Source organism: Streptomyces sp. NPDC001852, from assembly GCF_042891825.1.
Classification (GTDB): domain Bacteria; phylum Actinomycetota; class Actinomycetes; order Streptomycetales; family Streptomycetaceae; genus Streptomyces.
In genome coordinates this window covers 13,680-38,697 of record NZ_JBIATN010000031.1, presented here as the reverse complement: position 1 = coordinate 38,697, position 25,018 = coordinate 13,680, and the positions used below count along the sequence as shown (strand labels likewise).

Genomic DNA, 25,018 nt, shown 5'->3' with positions numbered 1-25,018 from the left:
GTGTCTACTCGGCCGCCGCCGCGTCCGCCGCCTGGGCGCGCAGCGCGCGTTCGACGCCGGAGCGGGACTCCGAGACGAGGCGGCGCAGGGCCGCGTTCGGCTCGGCCGCGGCCAGCCAGGTGTCGGTCTTGGCGAGGGTCGCCTCGGAGACCTGGACCGCCGGGTACAGGCCGACGGCGATCTGCTGGGCGATCTCGTGCGAGCGCGCGTCCCAGATGTCCTTGACGACCTCGAAGTACCGGTCCGCGTACGGCGCGAGCAGCTCGCGCTGGTCGGTCTGCACGAAACCGCCGATCACCGCCTCCTGCACGGCGTTCGGCAGCTTGTCCGAGTCGACCACCGAGGCCCAGGCCTCCGCCTTGGCCTCCTCCGTGGGCCGGGCCGCGCGGGCGGTGGCCGCGTGCCGCTCACCGGCGGCCGTCCTGTCCCGCTCGTACTCGGCCGCGATCTCCGCCTCGTCGTAGCGGCCGACCGCCGCCAGCCGCTCCACGAACGCCCAGCGCAGCTCGGTGTCCACGGCCAGGCCCTCGACGGTCTGGGTGCCCTCCAGCAGCCCCTCCAGCAGGTCCAGCTGCTCCGGCGTGCGGGCGGTCGCCGCGAAGGCACGGGCCCAGGCCAGCTGGTGGTCGCCGCCCGGCGCCGCCGCACGCAGGTGGGCCAGCGTGGCGTCGGTCCAGCGGGTCAGCAGGGACTCGCGGGCGGCCGGGTCGGCGTACAGCTCGATGGCGAGCTTGACCTGGCGGTGCAGCGACTGCACCACGCCGATGTCCGACTCCTTGGCGATGCCGGACAGGACCAGGGACAGGTAGTCGCGGGTCGCCAGCTCGGCGTCGCGGGTCATGTCCCAGGCCGACGCCCAGCACAGGGCCCGCGGGAGGGACTGCTCGAAGTCGCCGAGGTGCTCGGTGACCGTCTTCAGCGACTCCTCGTCCAGGCGGACCTTGGCGTACGACAGGTCGTCGTCGTTGAGCAGGACGACCGCCGGGCGGTGCCTGCCGGTGAGCTCGGGTACGGCCGTCAGCTCCCCGTCGACGTCCAGCTCGACGCGCTCGGTGCGCACCAGCTTGCCGGAGCCGGCGTCGAGGTCGTACAGGCCGATGGCGATGCGGTGCGGGCGCAGGACCGGCTCGCCCTTGGCGCCGGCGGGCAGCGCCGGGGCCTCCTGGCGGACGGCGAAGGAGGTGATGACGCCGTCGGCGTCGGTGGCGATCTCCGGGCGGAGGATGTTGATGCCCGCCGTCTCCAGCCACTTCCCCGACCAGGTCTTCAGGTCGCGCCCGGAGGTCTCCTCCAGCGCGCCGAGCAGGTCGGACAGGCGCGTGTTGCCGTACGCGTGCCGCTTGAAGTAGGCCTGCACGCCCTGGAAGAACTCGTCCTCGCCGACGTACGCGACGAGCTGCTTCAGCACGCTCGCGCCCTTGGCGTACGTGATGCCGTCGAAGTTGACGAGGACGTCGTCCAGGTCGCGGATGTCCGCCATGATCGGGTGCGTGGACGGCAGCTGGTCCTGCCGGTACGCCCAGGTCTTCATCGAGTTCGCGAACGTGGTCCACGAGTGCGGCCAGCGCGAGCCGGGCGCGGCGGCCTGGCAGGCGATGGAGGTGTAGGTGGCGAACGACTCGTTCAGCCACAGGTCGTTCCACCACTCCATGGTGACCAGGTCACCGAACCACATGTGGGCCAGCTCGTGCAGGATCGTCTCGGCCCTGACCTCGTACGCCGCGTCGGTCACCTTGGACCGGAAGACGTACTGGTCGCGGATGGTGACGGCACCCGCGTTCTCCATCGCGCCCGCGTTGAACTCGGGCACGAACAGCTGGTCGTACTTCGCGAAGGGGTAGGCGTAGTCGAACTTCTCCTGGAACCAGTCGAAGCCCTGCCGGGTCACCTCGAAGATCGCGTCGGAGTCCAGGAACTCGGCGAGGGACGGACGGCAGTAGATGCCCAGCGGCACGCTCTGCCCGTCCTTCTCGTACACGCTGTGCACGGAGTGGTACGGGCCGACGATCAGCGCGGTGATGTACGACGAGATGCGCGGGGTCGGCTCGAAGGCCCAGACGTTGTCCTGCGGCTCGGGGGTCGGCGAGTTCGAGACCACCGTCCAGCCCTCGGGCGCCCGCACGGTGAACTGGAAGGTGGCCTTCAGGTCCGGCTGCTCGAAGGAGGCGAAGACGCGCCGGGCGTCCGGGACCTCGAACTGGGTGTAGAGGTACGCCTGCTCGTCCACCGGGTCGACGAAGCGGTGCAGGCCCTCGCCGGTGTTGGTGTAGGCGCAGTCCGCGACGACCCGGAGCACGTTGCGCCCCTCCAGCAGCCCCGGCAGGGCGATCCGCGAGTCCTTGAAGACCTCGGCGGGGTCCAGCGGGTCGCCGTTGAGCACCACCTCGTGCACGGTCGGCGCCACCAGGTCGATGAAGGACTCCGCGCCGGTGCGGGCGGAGTCGAAGCGCACCGTGGTCACGGACCGGTAGGTACCGCCCTCCTGCGCGCCGGAGAGGTCGAGATCGATCTCGTACGAGTCAACGGTGAGCAGCTCGGCCCGCTGCTGCGCCTCTTCGCGAGTCAGGTTTGTGCCAGGCACGCGGTCATCTCCTCGATATGTGTCGGTTGCGCCATCCTTCCACGGGACCCACGGGGAACGCGATGTCCGTTTGCCGCCGGTCAGCGGGGCGCCCGCGCAGGACGCTGGGGGGCATGACGACGTACATCGCACGCCCCGTCTCGGCCGGGTCGCTGAAGGAACTGCGGACCGCCGACGACGCGGGCCGCCCCCCGTCCCCCTTCACCGACGAGGAGGGCGGCGCCCCGCTGCGCTGCTGCCTGCGCCGCAGCCGGCCGGGTGAGCGCATCGCCCTGGTGTCGTACGCGCCCCTGCGCCGCTGGGCGGCCGAGACGGGCGCCGCTCCCGGCGCGTACGACGAGCAGGGCCCGGTCTTCATCCACGCCGAGGAGTGTCCGGGCCCCTCCGGCACCGCCGCCCTGCCCTTCACCGACGCCCACCGCGTGCTGCGCCGGTACTCGGCCGACGGCCGGATCCTGGGCGGGCGCCTGGTGGACGACGGCTTCCCCTCCGCCCTCACGGAGGCCTTCGCCGACCCGGAGGTGGCGGTGGTGCATGTGCGGGCGGTGGAGTACGGGTGCTTTCTGTACGAGGTGCGGCGCTCCTGAGCTGCGGCGCTCCTGGGGTGCGGCCGCGACGTGCCGTGGCACCGGGGCACCCCGCACCTCACCCCGGGAACATCCCCCCGGTCACGTTCACGAACGTGCCGGTGATGCCCGCCGCGTGGTCGGAGGCGAGGAAGACGGCCGTGGCGGTGATCTCGGCGAGGGTGGGGTTGCGGCGGGTCATGCGCAGGCCGGCCAGGTGGTCCAGGATGCCGGCGATGTTCACGTTCGGGTCGACGGCGCGGAGCTTGTCCTCGGTGAGGGTCTCCGGGACGCCGGCCGCCCACAGGCCCACCGCGCGCACCCCGCGCGGGCCCAGTTCCATGGCGAGGTTGCGCACCAGGGTGTCGATGGCCGCGTCGGCCGGGCCCGTGCCGCCCATCATCGGACTGCCGTGCGCGGAGCCGCTGTTGAGGGTGAGGATCACGCCGGAGCCCCGCTCGGCCATGCGGCGGGCGGCGGCGCGGGCGGTGAGGAAGCCGGCGCGGGTGCCGTCGAGGACGGGGCGCAGGAAGTCGTCGGCGGACATGTCCGTCAGGGGCAGGCCCTGTACGTCGCCGCGGCCGACGAGGTTGAAGGAGATGTCGATCGTGCCGACCCGGGCCGCGTGCTCCTCCACGGCCGTCTCGTCCAGCGCGTCCACGACCGCCGTCTCGGCGTGTCCGCCGGCCGCCGTGATGTCCTTCGCCACGGCCTCCAGCGTCTGGCGGGTGCGGCCCACGAGGTGCACCCGGGCGCCCTCGCGGGCGAAGGCGCGGGCCACCGCACCGCCGATCGAGCCGCCGGCGCCGTAGACGATCGCGGTCCTGTCGGTGAGCAGCATGGTGAACTCCTTCGGATGTGTTCTTCGGTTCACCCGTGCAGACGTACGGCACCCCCGGCGCTCATCGCTCACAGCCTCAGCGGCAGTCCGAACGCCGGGAACAGGTGCGGTTCGAAGGAGGTGATCTCCGCGATGCGGCCCTCGGCGTCGAAGCGGAGCACGTCCAGGACCTGGGCGCGGTAGACGTTCGTACCGGGGCGGCGGACGTAACCCCCGGCCGCGAGCTGCCCGTTGGCGCGGGCGGGCAGGTGGCGCCAGTGGCCGAGGAACACGGGCGACGACGGGTCGAGGCTCGGGCGCAGGAAGGCGAGGAGCGCGTCGCGGCCGGTGAACCAGAACGGGTTGGGCGGCATGGTGAGCGTGACCTCCTCGGCCAGCAGCTCGGCCATCGCGTCGAAGTCCAGCCGCTCGGCGGCCGCCATGTACCGCCGGAGCGCGTCCCGCTGGGTGTCCGTGGGCGGGGCGGCCGTCCAGTCCGTACGGCTCGCGGGCAGGTGCTCCCGCAGGGCGGGGCGGGCACGTTGCAGCGCGCTGTTGACCGAGGCCACGGAGGTGCCGAGGGCCTGCGCGGTGTCGGCGGCGGTGAGTCCGAGCAGGTCGCGCAGCACGAGCGCGGCGCGCTGCCGGGCCGGCAGGTGCTGCAGCGCGGCCAGCAGCACGAGCTCGACGGTCTCGCGCGCTTCCGCCGCGCTGTCCGGCAGCTCCTCGTCCGGGTACGGCTGCAGCCAGGTGATCCGGGCGGGCGGCTCGCCGGTGCCGTGGTCCATGCCGGGCAGTGGCTCGTAGCGCTGCGGGCGGCGGGCCGTACGGCGCTGGAAGTCCAGGCAGGCGTTGGTCGCGATGCGGTACAGCCAGGTACGGGTGCTCGCCCGGCCCCGATAGCCGTCCCGGCCCCGCCAGGCCCGCAGGAACGTCTCCTGGACCAGGTCCTCGGCGTCGTCGTAGGAGCCGGTCATGCGATAGCAGTGGGCGCGGATCTCCCGGCGGTGCGCCTCGGTGAGGGCGGCGAAGGCGGCCTCGTCGAATTCCGTCACGGGGGAGTCGGGAACGGAATCGGACGTGCCGGGCCCGCGGCTTTCCGTCACATCGCTCTCCGTGACGGAATGGTGGTTCCCGCTCTCCCGGGTCTCCTGCGCGAGCCGTGCGACACGGCGCAGCCGGGCCACGGACGCGGACAGTTCGGTCACGCCCGCGTACAGGGCGGAGACCGGCCTCGGCACCAGCGCACCCGCCTGCCGGCCGACCGACCCGATCAGCTCCTCCAGGTCCCGGTTGCCGTCCTGGCGCTCCCGGTACGCCCTCTGCCGGCACGCCGCCGAGCAGTACACCGAGCTACGGCCCCGGCGGCCGTCCCGCGCCGGAAGCGGACCGCCACAGCTGGCGCAGGTCTGCACGGCCACCTCCCGCTCGCCTTCCGGGTCAGCGATCCTCGCACGACGGCGGCCGACGCGACAGGGGCGGCCACGTGATCGTGACCGCCCCCGCGCCGTTCAGCCGGGCTACTTCGCGGACAGCTCCGCCGCCACCAGCTCCGCGATCTGGACCGCGTTCAGTGCGGCACCCTTGCGGAGGTTGTCGTTGGAGACGAACAGCGCGAGGCCGTTGTCCACCGTCTCGTCGCGGCGGATGCGGCCGACGTACGACGGGTCCTGGCCGGCCGCCTGCAGCGGGGTCGGGATGTCGGAGAGGGCGACGCCCGGGGCCCCCGCGAGCAGCTCGGTGGCGCGCTCGGGGGAGATCGGGCGGGCGAAGCGGGCGTTGATCTGGAGGGAGTGGCCGGAGAAGACCGGGACGCGCACGCAGGTGCCGGAGACCTTCAGGGCGGGGATCTCCAGGATCTTGCGGGACTCGTTGCGCAGCTTCTGCTCCTCGTCGGTCTCGTTCAGACCGTCGTCGACGAGGTTGCCGGCGAAGGGCAGCACGTTGAAGGCGATGGTGCGCTTGTAGACGTTCGGCTCCGGGAAGTCGACCGCCCGGCCGTCGTGGGTGAGCTTGTCGGCCTCGTCGGCCACCTTCTGCACCTGGCCGTGCAGCTCGGCCACGCCCGCGAGACCCGAGCCGGACACCGCCTGGTAGGTGGCGACGACCAGTGCCTCGAGGCCGGCCTCCTCGTGCAGCGGCTTGAGGACCGGCATCGCGGCCATGGTGGTGCAGTTCGGGTTGGCGATGATGCCCTTGGGGCGGTCGGCGATCGCGTGCGGGTTCACCTCGGAGACCACCAGCGGGACCTCGGGGTCCTTGCGCCAGGCCGAGGAGTTGTCGATCACGACCGCGCCCTGGGAGGCGACCTTCTCGGCCAGCGCCTTGGAGGTCGCGCCGCCGGCGGAGAAGAGCACGATGTCGAGGCCGGTGTAGTCGGCGGTCGCCGCGTCCTCCACCGTCACCCCGTCCAGCACGGTGCCGGCCGAGCGCGCCGAGGCGAACAGCCGCAGCTGGGTCACCGGGAAGTTCCGCTCCGCGAGGATCCTGCGCATGACCGTGCCGACCTGACCGGTGGCTCCGACGATTCCGACCCTCACAGTTACTCCCTCTTTGTGTCTCGTGCATGACCGGGGCTTTTCCATCATGCGGCCGACCCCGGTCCACCTGTCCAATTCTTTGCCACACGTGCCCGAAAGGTGGGACACGATCACCCGGCGGACGGTTCCGTACCTCCGTCGGACACCCCGCTGAGCTGGAGAAGTTCCCTCCGCCGGGCATCCGGGCCGCAAGCTGTGCTGTCCCGTCCCTGCCCCTGCGGTTCCGGGCCACACGGCGATGTGACGTACGCCTCTGCGGGCCACCGGAAGGGCCGCCGGAGACCGGTCGAACGTTTCGGCCCGTTGCCGCGTCGTAGGAGAAACGCGTGAGGGGGTGGCTTGTGCTGCGCGGAGGGGCGCGCCGCGACCAGGGGGCGTACGCCGCCGGTACGGACCGTGGGGACCGTACCGGCGACGATCCGCTGGACGCGGCCCAGGAACGCCGGGTACGGGCGGTGCTCGCGCTCGGCGGGGTGCCGCAGTCGGACCTGCCGGACGGGGTGCAGCAGGTGCGGCTGCGGCTGCTGGAGCGGACCGCGAGCGGCCGGGGGGCGCCGCGGGACGTCTCGGCGTGGGTGGCGGTGGTCGCCTCCAACCTCGCCATGGACTGGCACCGGGCCAAGCGGCGCCAGGAGCGGCTGGGGGAGCGGCTGGCCGCGCTGCGCGAGCCCGCGCACCCCTCCGGCGAGGAGACGAGCCTGCTCTCCCTCGCCGTCGCCCAGGGCCTGGACGACCTGCCCGCCGCCCAGCGGCAGGTGCTCGTCCTGCGCTTCTTCGCCGACCTGCCCGTCCGGGCCATCGCCGAGGAACTGGGCATCCCCGAGGGCACGGTCAAGAGCAGGCTGCACACGGCGGTCCGCGCCCTGCGCGACCGCCTGCACGAGGACGAGGTGGTGTGACGTGACCGCCGGACACGGGGGTGCGCAGGGGGCGGACGGTGCGGGAAGCGCCGGGGAGTACGGCGGCATGGACGCGCTGATGGCCGCCATCACGGGGGAGCCGCTGCCCGAGGAGGCCCGACGGGACCCCGCCTTCCTGGCCGAGCACCGGGCCGCCGAGGCCGACGTGGCGGTGCTGAGGGAACGGCTGACCTGGCTCGCGGAGGCGCTGACCGGGGAGGAGGCGGCGCCCGAAGAGCCCGCCGGGCGTGCCGGGCCGGCGTCCCGGCCGCGCGGCGTCACGCGGTCGGGGCGCACCGGCCGGCCCCCGCAGCCGCCGCGCCCCGGCCGGCCCTCGGGGCCGCGCCGGGCGGTGCGGATCGCGTTCGGGTCGCTCGCCGGGGCCGCGGCCTTCGCGCTGGTCGCCGGGTTCGGCTGGCTGGTCGCGCACTCCGGCGGCTCGGACGACAGCAGCGCCACCTCGGCGGCCAAGGGCGCGGATGCCCCGGCCAAGGTCTCCGGGGACAGCGGGCGGCCCGCCGACCCGGAACTCGACCTGGCCTGCTCCACCCTGGTCGTGGAGGGCACCGTGACCAGGGTGGAGCCCCAGAAACAGTCCCCCTGGAGCCGGATCACGCTGAAGGTGATCCGCTCGTACAAACCGGTCCGTGGACCGGCCGAGGTCGGCTTCCTGCTCGACGGCGGCGCGACACCGGCCCCGCGCACCGGACAGCACGTGCTCGTCCAGGTCGGCGTGGGGCAGCAGAACGCGAGCCTGTGGGCCGTCGGGGACACCCGTGTGGCCGTCGACCGCGCCTGGATCACCCGGGCGCTGCCCGGCTCCCGGCACCTGAGCTGCCCCGCCGAGGAGACGCCCACCGGCACGCCGTGACGCTGTGGTCAGTTCTCCTTCGAGCGCGCGTAGTGCCGGGACGCCTTCGCGCGGTTGCCGCACGCGGCCATCGAGCACCAGCGGCGGGTGCCGTTCCGGGACGTGTCGAAGAAGTGCAGGATGCAGCTGCCGCCGGCGCAGGTCCGGATGCGTTCCGGGGCCCGGGTGATCAGGTCCAGGTAGTTCCGGGCGGCACGCCAGGCCGGTCCCCAGGACGGATCGGCGAACTCCGGTTCCTCGGCGGGGCCGTCGGGGGTCAGCCGGGCGCGGACCCGCCCGTGTGCGAGTACGGCGTCCACGAGCGGTGCCGCCTCGCGCGGCGAGTCGTGCACCGCGGCCCCGATCGCCTGGCGCGCCTCGCGCAGATGCCCCAGCACCTCCGCGTCGGCCGCATGGTCCCCGGCCAGCCCGTTGCTCGCGAGCCACACCGCCAGTCCCCCGACGTCGGCGAGCAGGTCCTGGGTGACGCCTTCCCGGTTCCACCGGGTGTTGAGCAGATCGAGCGCGAGGGGCTCGCCGGTCAGGGGGCGGGGGTCGCGAGGGGTGGTCATCGGGCACTCCTTCCCTTCTAACCACTCAATTGTATGTGAGAGGTTGACCTTCCGATCTCTAACCTTCTAACGTGGATAACGAAGGTTAGACAGCGCCCCTGAGGAGAACACCATGGCTCCGCGTATCGCCCACGCAGGTCTGAACGTCACCGACCTCGACCGCTCGCTCGCCCTGTACCGCGACCTCCTCGGCTTCGCCGTGCTCGCCGAGGGCAAGGAGGACGACCAGCGCTGGGCGATGCTGGGGGAGACCGGCGGCGCCCCGCTCGTCACCCTCTGGCAGCAGGCGCAGGGGTCGTACGACAGCGGTCGCCCCGGGCTGCACCACCTCGCCTTCACGGTCGACTCGATCGACCGCGTCCGGGAGTACGAGACGGCGCTGCGGGTCGCCGGGGTGGACTTCGCGCACGACGGCGTGGTGGCCCACCGCGAGGGCGGCACCTCGGGCGGGATCTTCTTCCACGACCCGGACGGCATCCGCCTGGAGATCTCCGCCCCCCTCGGCCCCGACGGCGCCCCGGCCCCCCACGCCTCCGCCCCGACCTGCGGCTTCTTCTAGCCATGGGCACCTACCACGCGGGCTCGCTCGCCGTGCAGGAACTGATGGGCGTCCGCGACCGCGCCGACCACGTGGGCCGCTCCCTCGGCCAGGACATCAAGCCGATCGCGGCGGCCTTCCTGGAACTCCAGCCCCTGCTGGTGGTGGGAGCGGCGGATCCGGGGACGGGGCGGGTGTGGGCCTCCGCCCTCACGGGCAACCCGGGTTTCGTCCGGGCGACGGGCCCGAGGCAGGTGTCGGTCGTCACCGGTGCCGGGCACGGGGCCGATCCTCTCGACACGGCCCTCGAAACCCCCGGCACCCACGTGGGCACCATCGCCCTCGACCCGCGCACCCGCCGCCGCATGCGCCTCAACGGCCGACTGCGCCCCACCGCTCGCGGGTTCGCCGTCACCGCGGACCAGGTCTTCTCCAACTGCCCCAGACACATCCAGCGCCGGGAGGCGTACGAGTCCCTCGCCGACCGCACCCCGGGCAGCCCCGACCGGCTGACCGAACTCACCCCGGAGCAGCAGGAGTTCGTACGAGCGGCCGACACCTTCTTCATGGCCACGGTCCACCCCGCCGGAGCCGACGCCAGCCACCGAGGCGGCAACCCGGGCTTCGTCGAGGTCATGTCCCCGCGCGAACTGACCTGGCCGGACTACCCCGGCAACGCCATGTTCCTCACCCTCGGCAACCTGCGTGGCGACCCGCGCACCGGACTCCTCTTCCTCGACTGGACCACCGGCACCACCCTCCAGCTCACCGGCGAGGCACACGCCGACCTCACCCCCGACGGCCGGCGAAGCGTCCGCTTCACCCTCACCGAGGCCCTGTGGACCAAGGCCGCCCTGCCGCTGCGCTGGTCCGCACCCGAATACTCACCGGCGAATCCGGACATCCCGCGCTAACGTCCCTCCATGCGACGGAACTTGAGGGTGGCGGCCTACGCCGTGTGCGTCCGCGACGGACAGATCCTGCTGGCGCGTTCCCCCGGTCCCGGCGGAACCCAGGAGTGGGTGCTGCCGGGTGGCGGCATGGAGCACGGCGAGGACCCGTACGACACCGTCCGCCGCGAACTGACCGAGGAGACCGGCTACCGCATAGCGGTGACCGGTCTCCTCGGCGTGGACTCGCACCGGCTGACGGTGGGCCGGCACCGCCCCACCGACCACCACGCCCTGCGTCTCGTCTACGAAGGAGAGGTCGTCGGCGGTGAACTCCGGTACGAGGTCGGCGGATCGACTGATTTCGCCGCTTGGCAGGACCTTTCGGCCGTACCGGACCTGAACCGGGTGCCGCTCGTCGACACCGCCCTGCGCCTGTGGCGGGAACGCCCCACGCACGGGCATCTCACCGCCGGAACCCGTCCCCTTCCCCAGGAGATGAACGAGGAGTGACCGGCCCCCGGCCGCCCGCGATCCACTCCATGACCGCGTCCGGTACCCCGTGATCCACGTACGGTGATCGGCGCTGCGCGTTGCCGCCGCGTTCACGCGCAGGTCATCCCCGGTGCCAACGATCCAGAGCGAGCGGGGCGTTCGCGTGCAGCGACGGCCCGCGACCACTGCCGACGCGTTCGCACTCGGGGAGATCGCGCCAATGTCGCGCATACGCTCTGTCACCGCCTCCGCTGCTTCCAGCCTCAACCGCCGTACCGTCCTCGCCGCCACCGGAGCGGTCGCGCTCTCCGCGGGCGTCGGCTACGCCCTCCGTCCCACCGACAGCCAGGCCGCCACCGGTCCCGGGGGCACGGGGGACGTGTCCGCCGCCCAGTCCGCAGCGGCCTCCGCCGCCCCGCTCGCGCCGTACACCAAGGGCACCACGCTCGCCTCGGTCGCCGCCCCGCGGAACAGCTCCGGTTACCAGCGCCTCGGCGACGGGGCGGGCTGGAAGCGGGTCGTGCGCAGCGAGCTCGCCACCCCCAGGTCCGGCCGGGAGCAGCGCCGTACGGTCCTCGCCGCGTTCGTGCAGTTCACCGATCTGCACCTGCAGGACGTCCAGCACCCGCTGCGCCTGGAGTACCTGCGCTCGAACGCCCCGCACTCCTGGCGCCCGCAGGAGGCGCTCACCGTGCCCGGCGCGATCGCGCTCGTCGAGCGGGTCAACGCGCTGCCCGGGGCCCCCGCCACCGGCGCCCCGCTGCACTTCGTGATGACCACCGGCGACAACACCGACAACAACGCCCACTCCGAACTGGAGTGGTTCATGCAGATCATGAGCGGCGGCCGGATCACCCCGAACACCGGTGACCCCCGGCACTACGAGGGGGTGCAGAACAGCGGTCTGAAGCTGTACTGGCAGCCGGACTCCGCCACCCGCGACCGTGACAAGGCGCTCGGCTTCCCGCATCTGGGCGGCTTCCTGGCCGCCGCGATCCGCGAGGTGAACAGCCCCGGCCTCAACCTGCCGTGGTACTCCACCGTCGGCAACCACGACGCCCTCGCCCTCGGCTGCTTCGGCTCCCACGGCGACCCCTACCTCGCCGAGGCCGCCATCGGCGGCAGGAAGCTGTTCGACGTCTCCGCCGCCGACGCCAGGAAGCTCCAGGACGCCATCAGCAGCGCCAAGGACCCGAGGGGTTCCGGCTACCGGGACTTCCTCAAGGCCCACGCCCGCTCGATGCGCTCGGTCACCCCGGACGAGAAGCGGGCCCCGTACACGCCCGCCGACTATCTGAAGGCCCACCTCGACCCCGTCTACCGGGGGCACGGCCCGGTCGGGCACGGCTACTCCTCCGCGAACCTCGACGCGGGCACCCAGTACTACGTCTTCCGCATCTCCGACGACGTCATCGGCATCAGCCTCGACACCACCGACCCCGGCGGCGACTCCTCGGGCTCCATCGGCACCGCCCAGCTGAACTGGCTCGACAGCACACTGAAGGCCAACAAGGACTCCCACGCGGTCGTCTTCAGCCACCACACCAGCACCACGATGGGCAACACCCGCCCCGATCCGGCGCGCCCCGGCGAGAAGCGGCACAGCGGCGCCGAGGTGCTCTCGGTCCTGTCCTCCCACCCCAACGTGCTCGCCTGGGTGAACGGTCACATCCACAAGAACGCCATCACCCCGCACCAGGGCCCCGCCGGCCGCTCCTTCTGGGAGATCTCCACCGCCTCGCACATCGACTTCCCGCACCTCGCCCGGATCATCGAGGTGGCCGACAACAAGGACGGCACGATCTCCGTCTTCACCACCCTCATCGAGTCCGCCGCCCCGCACCGCACCGACTTCGCCGACCTCTCCCAGACCGGCCTCGCCGCCCTCTACCGCGAGCTGACCTTCAACGCCCCGGGCGCCAGCAAGACCCTCGGCGCGGGCGGCACGGCCGACCGGAACACGGAGCTGGTGCTGAAGAAGGGCTGAAAGTCACCCAACTGGAGTAACGGCAAGCAACCTTCGCGCATCCGGTATCGGTTTCTTCCCCCGACCGCACGAACAGCACAGGTTGGGGGAAGACATGCGCGTACGCACGACTCTGGTGGGCGCCACCGCCCTGCTCCTCACGGCGGCCCTCGCGGCTCCGGCCGTGGCCGCCACCGGCGCCCACCCCACCGGCGAGCACCCGGCGGGCGGGCACTCGCACGCGGCCACCCGCAAGGCCGTCGAGGCCGCGGTCGCCGCCGGGGTGCCCGGGGTGACCGTCACAGCGAAGGACGGCCACGGCACCTGGTCCACCACCGCCGGCGTGGGCGACCGGCGGACGGGCGAGCCGCGTTCCACCGCCGACCGGTACCGCGTCGGGAGCATCACCAAGACCTTCGTCGCCACCGTCCTGCTCCAGCTGGAGGCGGAGGGCCGGCTGTCGCTGGACGACACGGTGGAGAAGTGGCTGCCCGGTGTCGTCCACGGGCACGGCCACGACGGCCGCCACATCACCGTCCGGCAGCTGCTGAACCACACCAGCGGCATCTTCGACTACACCGGCGACGCGGACTTCGACCGGGCGGTCTTCACCAAGGACGGCTTCTTCCGGCACCGCTACGACACGCTCGCCCCGGGCGAGCTGGTCTCGATCGCCATGAAGCACGAGCCGTACTTCGCGCCGGGCACCTCCTGGAAGTACTCCAACACCAACTACGTCCTGGCCGGAATGGTGATCGAGAAGGTGACGGGCCACTCGTACGCCACCGAGATCGAACGCCGTGTCATCGCGCCGCTGCGGCTGCGGGGCACCTTCCTGCCCGGCACCCGGATCACCGTGCCCCGCCCGAGCAGCCGTGCCTACTCGAAATTCCTCGACCCGACGGGGCCGGTGTACGACGTCACGACCCTGAATCCGTCCCTGGCCTCGTCCGCCGGTGAAATGATCTCCGACTCCGCCGATCTCGACCGTTTCTACAGCGCCCTGCTGCGCGGAGAACTCCTGCCGCCCGAACAGCTGAAGGAAATGAAGACCACGGTCGAGGCCACGGGCATCCCGAACGCGCGCTACGGCCTCGGACTCATGGACATCCGGCTGACCTGCGGGGTTCACGTCTGGGGACACAACGGTGGCATCCACGGGTCGACGTCCACGGCGATGACGACGGCGGCCGGCGATCATTCGATCGCCTTCAATTTCAACGGCGACTGGGCCGGGGACATGCAGTCGGTGATCGACGGGGAATTCTGTTAGCCACCGTTTCATCCGCGTCATTCCGTGTTAACCCGGATGCAATGTCCGTACCGCCTCATATCGGCTATCCCGCTTTGGACGGGGATGGCTCGATCTTCTCGATCATTTATGCAAGGCGGGGTGGTCGCGTGCGCGCGAGGCACGGACTGCGTGTGCTGTCGGTCTACGAGGGCTTCTTCTCCGGAGGAGCCCGGATCGTGCACAGTGACGTCGTACTGGGACTGGCCGAGGGCGGCCAGTCCCACCAGGTGCTCAGCCTCCATGGCGAGGTCCATCGCGAGGCCACCCGGCAGCGCATGGAGGACGACCACTGCTACCGGGCGCTGACCGCCGGCGGCGTCGGCGTCACCTCGCTCGGCCGCAGCGCGGGCCTGGTGGACGGCGAGCTCGCGGCGGACGTTTTCAGCGGGCCCGAGCTGGCCGAAACGGCTCGGTCGATGGCCGGGGCGGATGTGATCCTCTCCCTGAAGGAGCAGCCCCTGGCGCTGCTCAACCAGGCCGGCCTGCCCCGCCGCCCGGTGGTGGTCTGTCTGCACCGCTCCGACCCGGAGAACCAGGGCCCCGCCCTGGACGAGCTCAAGGCCGCCATCGCCGAGGGCAAGGTGGTGGCGTGCGTGTGCTGCGCGGAGTCGACCAGGGCGGCATATGAGGCGGCGGGCGTCCCCGGCGAGGTGCTGCACGTCATCCCCAACGGGGTGGACCTCCTCCGCTTCCGCCCCGACGCGGCGGCACGGCTGGCGTTCCGCGCGTCCCTGGGCATCCCGGCCCCGGCCCCGGTGGTCGTCTTCGCGGCCCGCTACGCCCGGATGAAGAACGTCCCGCTCTTCCTCCGGGCGGCCCGCGCGTGGCTGTCCCGCGAGCCAGAGGCCCACGTCCTGATGTGCGGCGCGGGCATGACCGGCGAGAACCCGGCGCTGCGGGCCGACATCGAGACCGCGTTCGGCGAGGACCGGCACCTGGCGGACCGGATCCGCCTGCTCGGCGTGCGCGGTGACATGGAGACCGTGTACGCAGCCGCCGACGTCGTCGCCCTGACCTCCGTCTCCGGCGAGGCCGCGCCGCTGTGCCTGATCGAGGGCATGATGTGCGGCGCGGTCGCGGTGACGACCGACGTCGGTGACAGCGCGTCGATCGTCGACGGCCTCGGCCTCGTCACCCCGCCGGAGCCGGGCGCGATCGCCCTCGCCTGGTCCGCCGCGGCCGCCCGCCGTACGGAGCTGTCCCCGGCCCTGGAGGCCGCCCGCGAGCGCTTCAGCCGCACCCGCATGATCGCGGCCTACGCCACCCTGCTCGACGAGGTGTACGCCTCACACGTCGGCGGGCAGCGGGTCGTGGCGCAGCACGCTGTAGGCGACGCCGTCGCGCCACCGGCCGTTCCGGAAGACGATGCCCCGAGTTACGCCCTCGCGGGTGAACCCGGCCTTCTCCAGGGCCCGTTGTTCGGCGATGTTCTCGGCCTCGGTGTCGGCCTCGATGCGCATCACGGGGGTGTGGGCGAAGAGATAGCGGACGAGCTGTAGCTGGGCCCGGCTGCCGATGCCCCGGCCCCGGGCCTCGGGCAGCAGCTGGGCGCCCATGTTCCAGCAGTGGGTGGAGGCCGAGACGACGACCTTCCGCCACGCGACGAACCCCAGCGGCTCGGCCGCCGCCGTGACGATCAGCCCGCCGCCGTCCTCACCGAGCAGCCGGTTCTCCGTCCAGCGCTGCCGGAACCGCCGTGGGTCGGCGTACCCGTACCACTGGAAGGGCCCTGCCGCCTCGGGGTCGGTGAGGAAGCGCTCCAGCAGGGGCAGGTCGTCCTCGCCGACGGGGCGCAGGGTCACGGATTCGGCAGCCATGCGCCAGAGGGTACGGCTCGGCCTGTCAGGGCCCCGTCAGGAGACCCGATCGAGGACCGGGAGGTAGCCGAGCGCCTGGCCCGGTGCCGTCGGGTGGTACGACTCGGTGACCGCCGGGATGTCGACGCTGTGCAGCCAGGGGCTGGACGAGCAGATCTCATGGCCTGCGAAGGCGGCCCTGACGTCGGCGAAGGTGAACCCGTGCGCGGCGGCGCGGCGGGCGATCAACGCGTCGAGGTGGTCCACACCGTCGTTGACGGCGGCGCGCGCGGTGTCCTGGAGGCCGATCTCGCAGGTGCCCCTGAGCTGGTACAGGTGCGGATAGCCGAGCACCACGACGTGCGCGGCGGGAGCCCGGTCCCTGATGGCCGAGTAGAGCCGGTCCAGGCCCGCCCCGAGGGACCTGTCCACCGTGGCGCGGGCGTCGGCGACGGCCGACAGGCAGCGGCTGGTGCCGCCCAGCGCACAGGTCGTCATCACGACGCCGAACCCCGCGTCCATGCCGCCGACGGTGAGGGTGACCAGCCGGGTGCCGGCGCCGAGCGCGCCGAGCTGACCGGACAGGACGTCGCCCGTCCGGGCGTGGTTGCACGCGGCGAAGGCGAAGGGCGCCACCTTGTGCGCCGAGGCCCACAGGACCGGGTACGCCCGGCCGCTGCGCTTGCAGTTCGTGCCGGTGGGCAGGTAGTCGCCGGCACCGAGCCCGGCGGAGTAGGAGTCACCGAGGGCCACGTACCCCGGGCCCGCCGTCAGCGGCGCCGTTCCCGCCGTCCCGGGGGCGGCGACGAGGCAGGCGGTGGCGAGCAGGAGGGCCGAGGCGCACACGGCTGTCCGGGTATGTCGCATACCTCTCATCTTTCGTGGCGCGGGCCGCGCCGCCCGCGCGGCTGGTCCGATCGAGTGAATCCGGGTGCTGCACGAGGAGGGGCCACCGGCAGTCGCCCGGTGGCCCCTCCTCTCCCCTCCTGAGGGCTCGCGCCGGCCCTCCTGCTGCCTCCTCCCGGTGCGTCACTACCGGGGGAGCACCACGACGTACGCGGCCGGGTCACGGTCGGCCGAGGCCATCAGGGCCGTGCGGACCACCGCCGCCTGCTGCTCCATCGCGTCCCTGAGCTTCTTCGGCGTGAGGTACACGACCGTGATGCCGAGGCGTTCGAGGTGCTCGCGCTTGCGGGCGTACTCCGACCACAGCGCGTCCTCGTCCTGCCGGGGCGCCCTCGTGTCCAGCTCCACCGCCACCGCCTGGTCCGGCCAGTACGCGTCCAGGCCGCCGAGGTGCGGGCCGCCGGGCAGCCGCAGGTCGACGTTCCAGACCGGGTCGGGCAGGCCGTACTCGCCGACCATCCGGTACAGGCGGTCCTCGGCGATCGAGCGGCCCTCCGCCACGAGCGCGTCCACCGCGTCCACCACGTGCGGGCGGTTCAGCAGCTTCGCCTGGGTCAACTCCCGTACCACGGAAGCCGGTTCGCAGTGGCCGCCGCGCACCGCCTCGGTCAGCAGCCGCCGTACCGCGTCCGCGTCCGTCAGCTCCGCCACCGCGTCGGCCAGTGCCCTCGGCACCGGCGCCAACGGCAGGCCCGTCACCGTCTTCGGCGCGGGCAGGCAGGGCGTGCGCAGCACGCGGACATAGCCCGCGGAGCGCAGCCGGCGCAGGCGGGGGACCAGGACGTCGACGCGGTCCAGGGAGAGCAGCGGCGGGGTCGCGGAGAAGCCGTGGAGGGTGAGGGCCGCGAGGCCCGTGATCATCGCCTCCGCGTAGACCGGGCGGTGCGGGTCCTCCGCCGTCGGCTGGGCCGGGACACCGGGCGCGGACTCGCGGGCCGCGTACAGCAGCGCCCCGTGCAGACGCTCCTCGCTCGTCGGCGGGCCCGGGTGCAGCAGGACCACGTTCGGCAGCAGCAGCTGCCAGGGGCCGCCGGGGCGGCACTGGCCGGTCAGCTCGGCCGTCGTCACTCCGTGGGAGCGGAGCTGGGCCGCCGTCAGGACGCGGCGGTGGACCTCGGCGAGGTGGCGGAGGGGGCGGGGGGAGAGCGGGGTGTTGTGCGTCATGGCGTCGGGATTCCCGCGCCCGGTCCCTTCCTTAACCGCTGTTACACGCCCGTCGAAGAATGCGGACAAGAGGGGACTAAAGGTCAGGTGTTCGGGTGCCGAGTAGGGACGGGAAACCCCTGGTCCGATCGGGTGCGGACCAGGGGTTACGGTTCCGATTGACCGAATTCCGTAACGGTCACCGGCGGCCCAACCTCAGGCCAAAGGTCAGCCGTTGGCGGCCGTCGCGTCGCACTCCTGTGCGCGCAGCGCCCGCGCCAGGTCGTCCCGCGCCTCCAGCACCAGCCGGCGCAGCGCCGGCGCCGCGTCCCGGTGCGCCTCCAGCCACGCGTCCGTCGCCAGCAGCGTCTCCGTCCGGTCCTGCAGCGCCGGGAACAGGCCCCGTACGACATCCATGCCGATCTGGATCGACCGCTCCCGCCACACCCGCTCGATCGCGGCGAAGTACTTCTGCGCGTACGGCGCCGTCAGCTCCCGCTGCGAGGGCTGGCCGAAGCCGGCGATCGTCGCCTCCACCAGCGCGTTCGACAGCGCGTCGGACTCCACCACCTGCGCCCACGCCTGCGCCTTGACCGCCGCCGACGGGCGGGCCGCCAGACAGCGGACCTGGTGGCGCTTGCCGGACGCCGTGTCGTCGCGGGCCAGTTCGGCGGCGAGGACGGACTCGTCGGCCGCGCCGTGCGCCGCCAGCGGCTCCAGGAACGCCCAGCGCAGCTCCTGGTCCACCTCCAGGCCGTCGATCACCTCCGTACCGTCCAGCAGACGACCCAGCAGCGCGAGGTCCGTCTCGCCCGACGCGACCGTCGCGAAGAACCGCGCCCACGCCAGCTGCTGCTCGCTGCCGGGCTCGGCCGACTCCAGCTCCCGCAGCGCGCCCTCGGCCAGCAGCTCCCCGCCGGTCTCCCGCCACTCGGGCGCCGCATAGTGCACCAGCGCCGAGTTCGCCCACGCGTGCAGCATCTGCAGCACCCCGATGTCGGACTCGCGGCCCGCGAACCGCAGCACCAGACCGACGAAGTCCCGCGCCGGCAGCAGCGCGTCCCGGGTCATGTTCCACAGCGCCGACCAGCACAGGGCCCGGGCCAGCGGGTCGGTCAGCGCGCCCAGGTGCTCCTTGAGGGTGGCCAGCGAGGTGTCGTCGAAGCGGGTCTTGCAGTACGTCAGGTCGTCGTCGTTGACCAGCACCAGATCCGGGACCTCGGCGCCCGCCAGCTCCGCGACGACCGTGCGCGGCTCGTGCACGTCCGTCTCCACGCGCGCGTACCGCTCCAGCGCGCCCTCGGGCGTGCGCCGGTACAGGCCCACCGCGATCCGGTGCGGCCGCACCTCGGGATGCGACTCCGGCGCCTCCTGCACCACCGCCAGCTCGGCCACCCTGCCCTCGGCGTCCAGCAGCACCTGCGGGGTCAGCGAGTTGACCCCGGCCGTCTGCAGCCACGAACGCGCCCACGCCGACATGTCCCGGCCGCTGGTCTCACCCAGCACCGACAGCAGGTCGGCGAGGCGCGTGTTGCCGTACGCGTGACGCTTGAAGTAGCGCCGCGCGCCCTCCAGGAACGCCTCCTGGCCGACGTACGCCACCAGCTGCTTGAGGACCGAGGCGCCCTTGGCGTAGGTGATGCCGTCGAAGTTCAGCTTGGCGTCCTCCAGGTCACGGATGTCCGCCGTGATCGGATGCGTCGACGGCAGCTGGTCCGCGCGGTACGCCCAGGCCTTGCGGCGGTTGGCGAAGGTGATCCACGCGTCCTTGAAACGCGTCGCGCCGACGTTCGCGAACGTGCCCATGAAGTCCGCGAAGGACTCCTTCAGCCACAGGTCGTCCCACCACTCCATGGTGACCAGGTCGCCGAACCACATGTGCGCCATCTCGTGCAGGATGACGTTGGCCCGCGCCTCGTACGACGCCTGCGTCACCTTGCCGCGGAAGATGTACTCCTCGCGGAAGGTCACCAGACCCGGGTTCTCCATCGCGCCCAGGTTGTACTCCGGCACGAACGCCTGGTCGTACTTCCCGAACGGGTACGGGTAGTCGAAGTGCTCGTGGAAGAAGTCCAGGCCCTGCTTGGTGACGAGGAAGACGTCGTCGGCGTCGAAGTGCGGGGCGAGCCCCTTGCGGCACATCGCACCGAGGGGGATCTCCAGCTTGGTCCCGTCCTCGAAGGTACGGGTGTAGGAGTCGGTGACGTAGTGGTACGGCCCCGCCACCACGCACGTGATGTACGTCGAGATCGGCTTGGTCTCCGCGAACCGCCAGACGCCGTCGGTCAGTTCGCCCGCGCCGTTGCTCCACACCGTCCAGCCCTCGGGTGCCCGCACCTCGAAGCGGTACGGCGCCTTCAGGTCCGGCTGCTCGAAGTTCGCGAAGACCCGGCGGGAGTCGGCCGGCTCGTACTGGGTGTAGAGGTAGACCTCGCCGTCCTCGGGGTCGACGAAGCGGTGCAGGCCCTCGCCGGTGCGGGAGTAGGCGCACTGGGCGTCCACCACCAGCTCGTTCTCCGCGGCCAGGTCCTCCAGCGCGATCCGGGCGCCGTCGAAGACCTCGCTGGGGTCGAGGTCCCGGCCGTTCAGCGAGACGGCGGTCACACCCGGCGCGACCAGATCGGCGAAGCTCGCCGCCCCCGGCTCGTTGCAGCGGAAGCGGATCGTGGTCACCGAGCGGAACGTGCGCGGCGCCCCGCCCTCGGAGGCCCCGTCGCCGACGGCGGACCTGAGGTCCAGGGACACCTCGTACCCGTCTACGGACAGCAGGGCGGCCCGCTCCCGGGCCTCGTCACGGGACAGATTCTCACCGGGCACGGACGGTACTCCCTTGTGATCGCGTGGATGACGGCGGAACAGGACCGATCCTGCCATGTGCCCCTGACAGGCGGCAGCAGGGAATGCGGGCGCCGAGGACGTCGTTGAGAGCGTGAAACGAGTCCTTCGCTGAGGAGAGCCATGCCCGAGACCGCGTCCGAGTCCGGCAAGACCCCCGTCGACTTCTGGTTCGACCCGCTGTGCCCGTGGGCCTGGATGACCTCCCGCTGGGTGCTGGAGGTGGAGAAGGTCCGCGACATCGAGGTCCGCTGGCACATCATGAGCCTCGCCGTCCTCAACGAGAACCGGCTGGACGAGCTGCCCGAGGAGTACCGGGAGATGCTCGCGACCAAGGCCTGGCAGCCGGTCCGCGTGGTCACCGCGGCCTGGCAGAAGCACGGCGCCGACATCCTCGGCCCGCTGTACACCGCGCTCGGCACCCGCATCCACAACAACGGCGAGGGCCCGACCCTGGAGGCCGTCGCCGGCGCCCTCGCCGACGTCGGCCTGCCCGCCGACCTGATCGACTACGCCGAGCAGCAGGACTTCGAGTTCGACGCCGAGCTGCGCGCCTCCCACAAGGAGGGCATCGAGAAGGTCGGCCAGGACGTCGGCACCCCGGTCATCGCGGTGCCCGGTCCCGACGGTGAGCAGATCGCCTTCTTCGGCCCGGTCGTCACTCCCGCCCCGAAGGGCGAGGAGGCGGCCCGCCTGTGGGACGGCACGCTCGCGGTGGCCTCGGTGCCGGGCTTCTACGAGATCAAGCGGACCCGGACCAAGGGGCCCGACTTCAGCAACCTGTAGGTCTCCGGCGTACGGGCCCGGTGCCGCTCGGCGCCGGGCCCGTTCCCCGATCAGGTGCGCGACGGCTTCGGGACGGGTACGCCCGGTGTGAGGAAGAACAGGCCGGCGACGGCCCCTTTGCTGTCGAAGCTCACGCGGAACTCGCCGGGCCCGTGCTGCATGCGCAGGGGAACCCTGACCACGGTGTACCGGCCGGTCCTGACGTCCTTGGGCTTCTCGTGCGACGTGTAGTGCCCGAACTGGGCCTGGTAGCTCTTCCACACCTTCTCGAGCCCGTCCGGCGGCAGGTGTTTGCGCATGTCCGTGTCGAAGTGGGCGGTGGCGGCCTTGTAGTGCCCCTTGACGATGTCGTCGAGCGTCCGCACGGCGACCGTGTCGTCCTTGGACGCCTTGGGCGCCTTGGGCGCGGCCGACGCGCAACCGGTGGCCGGCAGCAGCGCGGTCGCGGCCAGCGCGACCGTGGCCGCTGCCCGGACGAGTCGCCGCCCGCCGCGTGCGATGTCGTGGTCGGACATACGCTCATCGTGCGCCACCCGCCGTCTGCCCGCATGCCGGACCGATACTGCTGCCCATGACCCGCGCCACCCTGCTCCTCGCCCGCCACGGACAGACCGTCTGGCACGCCGAGAACCGGTACGCCGGAGTCAGCGATGTCGCGCTCACGCCCACCGGGTACGCCCAGGCCGGGGCGCTGGGACGATGGGCCGCCGCGCAGCCCGTGGACGCGGTCTGGACCTCGCCGCTGTCCCGGGCGATCCTCACCGCCGACCCCGCCTGCCGGGCCCTCGGTCTCACCCCGCGCCGCGAACCCGGCCTGCGCGAATGCGACTTCGGGGTGGTGGAGGGCCGTACGCTCGCCGAGTTCGCGGCACAGGACCCCGGCGCGGCGGACGCATACCGCCGGGACCCGGTGGCGCACCCGTTCCCGGGCGCCGAGGACCCCCGCGCGGCGGCCGGTCGCGGGAGTGCCGCCCTGCGCCGCATCGCCGCCGCCCACCCCGGCGGGCGGGTCCTGGTCGTCGCCCACAACACCCTGCTGCGGCTGGTGCTCTGCTCGCTCCTGCACATCCCGCTCGCCGAATACCGCCGCGTCTTCCCGCGCCTGCGCAACGCGGCGGTCAGCGAGCTCCGCGTGGACGGTGAACACACCGCGCTGCTGTCGCTGAACGTGCCCTGCGGGCCGGAGTGAGGGGAGGACCCCCGCGCGTCCCGTCCGCGCGGGGGTCCTCCGTTCATCCGCCTGCCGTCGTGAAGGGTGAGAAGACGATCACGAGGCAGGACGTTCTCAGAGGGCCGGCAGGAGCGCGTTCGCGCGGGACCTGGCGGCCTGGTGACGGCGCGCCACGTCCTGCCAGTTCACGACCTGCCACATGGCCTCGATGAAGTCCACCTTCTGGTTGCGGTACTGGAGGTAGAAGGCGTGCTCCCAGGCGTCGAAGACCAGGATCGGGGTGGCGCCCTGGCCGACGTTGCCCTGGTGGTCGTAGACCTGCTCCACGATCAGGCGCCCGCTCAGCGGCTCGTACGCCAGCACGCCCCAGCCGGAGCCCTGGGTGGTGGCCGCGGCCTTGGAGAGCTGGGTCTTGAAGGCGGCGAAGGAGCCGAAGGACTCCTTGATCGCGTCGGCCAGCTCGCCCACGCCGTCGGCCGCGAGCGGCTCGCCGCCGCCGTCCCTCGGGCCGGTCATGTTCCGCCAGTAGATGCTGTGCAGGATGTGCCCGGAGAGGTGGAAGGCCAGGTTCTTCTCCAGGCCGTTGATCGAGCCCCACGCCTCCTTGTCCCGTGCCTCGGCGAGCTGCTCCAGGGTGTCGTTGGCGCCCTTCACATAGGCCGCGTGGTGCTTGTCGTGGTGCAGCTCGATGATCTCCGGGCTGATCACGGGGGCGAGCGCGGAGTAGTCGTAGGGCAGGTCGGGCAGCGAGTAGACGGGCATGGGTCATCCCCTCGAGAAGCTTATTGCAAAGAGCTTGCAACTACACGCTAGCAACAACAGTGCCCGGGCAACAGAAAGGCCCCCACGTGTCGCACGTGGGGGCCTTGCCGGACCAAGGGGGTCAGCGCCTGGCGCGGGCCCGCTGCCAGAGGTAGCCGACGACCGCCAGGAACAGGGTCATGGCGCCGGTGGAGCCGAGCTGGACGCGGGTGTCCGGCTCGCGGGCCATCAGGACGAAGATCGCGACCATGCCGGCCAGCGCGACCCAGGTCAGCCACGGGAACGCCCACATGCGCACGACCAGCTTCTCGGGGGCCTCGCGCTCGATACGGCGGCGCAGCAGCAGCTGGGAGACGGCGATGAAGATCCAGACGACCAGGATGACCGCGCCGATCATGTTCAGCAGCCACGGGAAGACGCGGTCCGGGCTCCAGTAGCTGAGCAGCACGCAGACGAAACCGACGACGCAGGAGGTGAGGACCGCGATCCGCGGCACCCCGCCGGACAGCCTGACCAGCGCCTTCGGACCCTGGCCGCGCTCGACCAGCGAGTAGGCGATGCGCGAGGAGCCGTAGATGTTGGCGTTCATCGCGGACAGCAGGGCGACCAGGACGACCACGTTCATCAGCCGGCCCGCGCCGGGGATGCCGAGATGGTCGAGCGTGGCGACGTAGGGGCCCTTCTCCACGACCTCCTCGGAGTTCCACGGGACCAGGGTGACGACGACCGCCATCGAGCCGATGTAGAACAGGGCGATGCGCCACATGGCGGTGCGGACGGCGGACGCCACGCCCCTGACCGGGTTCTCGGACTCGGCGGCCGCGATGGTCACCGTCTCCATGCCGCCGTAGGAGAAGACGGAGGCGAGCAGGCCGATGATCAGGCCCTCGCTGCCGTGCGGGAGGAAGTGGGTGAGGTGCGCGGCGCCGGGGGAGTGGGTGCCGGGCAGGACGCCCGCGATGGCCAGGACGCCGAGGATCAGGAACAGGCTGATCGCGCCGACCTTCAGCGCGGCGAACCAGAACTCGAACTCGCCGAAGTTCTTCACTGCGGCCAGGTTCGCCCCGCAGAACACCACCATGAACAGGGCCACCCACATCCACTGCGGGGTGCCCGGCACCCAGCCCTGGACGATCTTCGCGGCGCCGATGCCCTCCAGGCCGACGGCCGTGCACAGCAGCACCCAGAACGACCAGCCGGCGGCGAAGCCCGCCCAGGGGCCGATCGCCCGCTCGGCGTGCGCGGAGAAGGAGCCGGAGGAGGGGTAGGCGGCGGACATCTCGCCCAGCATGCGCATCACCAGCATCACCAGCAGGCCGGAGAGCGTGTACGCGATCACGATGGACGGACCGGCGGCGGCGATGCCCGCGCCGGAGCCGACGAACAGACCCGCGCCGATGACGCCGCCCAGGGCGATCATCGACAGATGGCGCTGCTTGAGGCCGTGGGAGAGGGAGGCGCCGTCCTGTTGTTGTGGCGGCGTCTCTGTGGTCGTGCTGCTGGGCATGGGCGCGGCTCTCCCGGGCAAGGCAATGGGCGGGCAAAAACCCCGCCAGTCTGGGCGGCCCGTCCGCTGACGCGAAGGAGCCGCCCAGTATCCGGACACCC

Annotated in this window: 22 protein-coding genes and 1 pseudogene; 11 read left to right on the top strand and 12 right to left on the bottom strand. The window is 72.1% G+C overall.

Features of this window, described 5'->3' with window-relative positions:
* Window positions 1–4: 4 nt before the first annotated feature.
* Entirely contained in the window at window positions 5–2,581 is a 2,577-nt protein-coding gene (pepN, locus tag ACFYZB_RS37510) for an aminopeptidase N (protein ID WP_351212908.1), read from the bottom strand.
* Between the two features lie 113 nt (window positions 2,582–2,694).
* Between pepN (ACFYZB_RS37510) and ACFYZB_RS37505 the strand changes: the two genes are divergently transcribed.
* Window positions 2,695–3,168 (top strand): DUF1203 domain-containing protein, encoded by a 474-nt coding sequence (locus ACFYZB_RS37505; RefSeq protein ID WP_388766100.1) that lies wholly within the window; start codon window positions 2,695–2,697, stop codon window positions 3,166–3,168.
* A gap of 58 nt (window positions 3,169–3,226) precedes the next feature.
* On the opposite strand, the gene ACFYZB_RS37500 is transcribed toward ACFYZB_RS37505, so the two are convergent.
* From ACFYZB_RS37500 to ACFYZB_RS37490, 3 genes are all read right to left on the bottom strand, one after another.
* Window positions 3,227–3,988 (bottom strand): SDR family NAD(P)-dependent oxidoreductase, encoded by a 762-nt coding sequence (locus ACFYZB_RS37500; RefSeq protein WP_388766098.1) that lies wholly within the window; start codon window positions 3,986–3,988, stop codon window positions 3,227–3,229.
* Between the two features lie 68 nt (window positions 3,989–4,056).
* Window positions 4,057–5,388 carry an RNA polymerase subunit sigma-70 gene (locus ACFYZB_RS37495; RefSeq protein WP_388766097.1) on the bottom strand — a complete coding sequence of 444 codons (1,332 nt, stop codon included), beginning with the start codon at window positions 5,386–5,388 and terminating at the stop codon, window positions 4,057–4,059.
* Window positions 5,389–5,487: 99 nt separating this feature from the next.
* Window positions 5,488–6,507 carry an aspartate-semialdehyde dehydrogenase gene (locus ACFYZB_RS37490; protein WP_388766095.1) on the bottom strand — a complete coding sequence of 340 codons (1,020 nt, stop codon included), beginning with the start codon at window positions 6,505–6,507 and terminating at the stop codon, window positions 5,488–5,490.
* 341 nt (window positions 6,508–6,848) lie between these two features.
* On the opposite strand from ACFYZB_RS37490, the gene ACFYZB_RS37485 reads away from it, so the two are divergent.
* Both ACFYZB_RS37485 and ACFYZB_RS37480 read left to right on the top strand, forming a co-directional pair.
* Window positions 6,849–7,406 carry an RNA polymerase sigma factor gene (locus ACFYZB_RS37485; protein WP_388766220.1) on the top strand — a complete coding sequence of 186 codons (558 nt, stop codon included), beginning with the start codon at window positions 6,849–6,851 and terminating at the stop codon, window positions 7,404–7,406.
* Between the two features lies 1 nt (window position 7,407).
* Entirely contained in the window at window positions 7,408–8,277 is an 870-nt protein-coding gene (locus ACFYZB_RS37480) for a hypothetical protein (protein WP_388766094.1), read from the top strand.
* 8 nt (window positions 8,278–8,285) lie between these two features.
* On the opposite strand, the gene ACFYZB_RS37475 is transcribed toward ACFYZB_RS37480, so the two are convergent.
* A complete protein-coding gene (locus ACFYZB_RS37475) occupies window positions 8,286–8,828 on the bottom strand; it encodes a CGNR zinc finger domain-containing protein (protein WP_388766093.1) in 543 nt (180 codons plus the stop codon).
* Between the two features lie 112 nt (window positions 8,829–8,940).
* On the opposite strand from ACFYZB_RS37475, the gene ACFYZB_RS37470 reads away from it, so the two are divergent.
* From ACFYZB_RS37470 to ACFYZB_RS37445, 6 genes are all read left to right on the top strand, one after another.
* A complete protein-coding gene (locus ACFYZB_RS37470; protein WP_388766092.1) occupies window positions 8,941–9,387 on the top strand; it encodes a VOC family protein in 447 nt (148 codons plus the stop codon).
* Window positions 9,388–9,389: 2 nt separating this feature from the next.
* Window positions 9,390–10,280, top strand: a complete 891-nt coding sequence (locus ACFYZB_RS37465; protein WP_388766090.1) for a pyridoxamine 5'-phosphate oxidase family protein — start codon at window positions 9,390–9,392, stop codon at window positions 10,278–10,280.
* Window positions 10,281–10,307: 27 nt separating this feature from the next.
* The gene (locus ACFYZB_RS37460; protein ID WP_388766218.1) at window positions 10,308–10,769 is read left to right on the top strand and encodes an NUDIX hydrolase; all 462 of its coding nucleotides are present in this window, start codon (window positions 10,308–10,310) and stop codon (window positions 10,767–10,769) included.
* Window positions 10,770–10,971: 202 nt separating this feature from the next.
* Entirely contained in the window at window positions 10,972–12,738 is a 1,767-nt protein-coding gene (locus ACFYZB_RS37455; RefSeq protein WP_388766089.1) for a TIGR03767 family metallophosphoesterase, read from the top strand.
* Window positions 12,739–12,832: 94 nt separating this feature from the next.
* Window positions 12,833–13,990 (top strand): serine hydrolase domain-containing protein, encoded by a 1,158-nt coding sequence (locus ACFYZB_RS37450; protein ID WP_388766088.1) that lies wholly within the window; start codon window positions 12,833–12,835, stop codon window positions 13,988–13,990.
* Between the two features lie 152 nt (window positions 13,991–14,142).
* Complete coding sequence (locus ACFYZB_RS37445; RefSeq protein ID WP_388766216.1) at window positions 14,143–15,510, top strand: glycosyltransferase; 1,368 nt, start codon at window positions 14,143–14,145, stop codon at window positions 15,508–15,510.
* Here ACFYZB_RS37445 and ACFYZB_RS37440 read toward each other — a convergent pair.
* The 4 genes and pseudogenes from ACFYZB_RS37440 to pepN (ACFYZB_RS37425) all read right to left on the bottom strand — a co-directional run.
* Window positions 15,460–15,828: pseudogene (locus ACFYZB_RS37440) on the bottom strand (GNAT family N-acetyltransferase); the annotation flags it as partial. The gene ACFYZB_RS37445 and the pseudogene ACFYZB_RS37440 sit on opposite strands and share 51 nt — an antisense overlap.
* 36 nt (window positions 15,829–15,864) lie before the next feature.
* Complete coding sequence (locus ACFYZB_RS37435) at window positions 15,865–16,674, bottom strand: SGNH/GDSL hydrolase family protein (RefSeq protein WP_388766086.1); 810 nt, start codon at window positions 16,672–16,674, stop codon at window positions 15,865–15,867.
* Window positions 16,675–16,839: 165 nt separating this feature from the next.
* Window positions 16,840–17,877 carry a hypothetical protein gene (locus ACFYZB_RS37430; protein ID WP_388766085.1) on the bottom strand — a complete coding sequence of 346 codons (1,038 nt, stop codon included), beginning with the start codon at window positions 17,875–17,877 and terminating at the stop codon, window positions 16,840–16,842.
* Window positions 17,878–18,084: 207 nt separating this feature from the next.
* Window positions 18,085–20,673, bottom strand: coding sequence for an aminopeptidase N (pepN, locus tag ACFYZB_RS37425; protein ID WP_388766082.1), 2,589 nt, complete (start codon window positions 20,671–20,673; stop codon window positions 18,085–18,087).
* 141 nt (window positions 20,674–20,814) lie between these two features.
* Here pepN (ACFYZB_RS37425) and ACFYZB_RS37420 point away from each other — a divergent pair, with 141 nt between their 5' ends.
* A complete protein-coding gene (locus ACFYZB_RS37420) occupies window positions 20,815–21,477 on the top strand; it encodes a DsbA family protein (protein WP_388766080.1) in 663 nt (220 codons plus the stop codon).
* A gap of 50 nt (window positions 21,478–21,527) precedes the next feature.
* Here ACFYZB_RS37420 and ACFYZB_RS37415 read toward each other — a convergent pair whose 3' ends face one another.
* Window positions 21,528–21,992 (bottom strand): DUF3887 domain-containing protein, encoded by a 465-nt coding sequence (locus ACFYZB_RS37415; protein ID WP_388766079.1) that lies wholly within the window; start codon window positions 21,990–21,992, stop codon window positions 21,528–21,530.
* A 56-nt stretch (window positions 21,993–22,048) separates the two neighbouring features.
* Here ACFYZB_RS37415 and ACFYZB_RS37410 point away from each other — a divergent pair, with 56 nt between their 5' ends.
* On the top strand, window positions 22,049–22,666 hold the full coding sequence (locus ACFYZB_RS37410) for a histidine phosphatase family protein (protein WP_388766078.1): 618 nt from the start codon (window positions 22,049–22,051) through the stop codon (window positions 22,664–22,666).
* 96 nt (window positions 22,667–22,762) lie between these two features.
* Here the strand turns inward: ACFYZB_RS37410 and ACFYZB_RS37405 are convergent, their stop codons facing one another.
* Both ACFYZB_RS37405 and ACFYZB_RS37400 read right to left on the bottom strand, forming a co-directional pair.
* Window positions 22,763–23,410 (bottom strand): superoxide dismutase, encoded by a 648-nt coding sequence (locus ACFYZB_RS37405; protein ID WP_388766076.1) that lies wholly within the window; start codon window positions 23,408–23,410, stop codon window positions 22,763–22,765.
* Window positions 23,411–23,531: 121 nt separating this feature from the next.
* Entirely contained in the window at window positions 23,532–24,917 is a 1,386-nt protein-coding gene (locus ACFYZB_RS37400) for an amino acid permease (protein ID WP_388766074.1), read from the bottom strand.
* Window positions 24,918–25,018 lie beyond the last annotated feature (101 nt).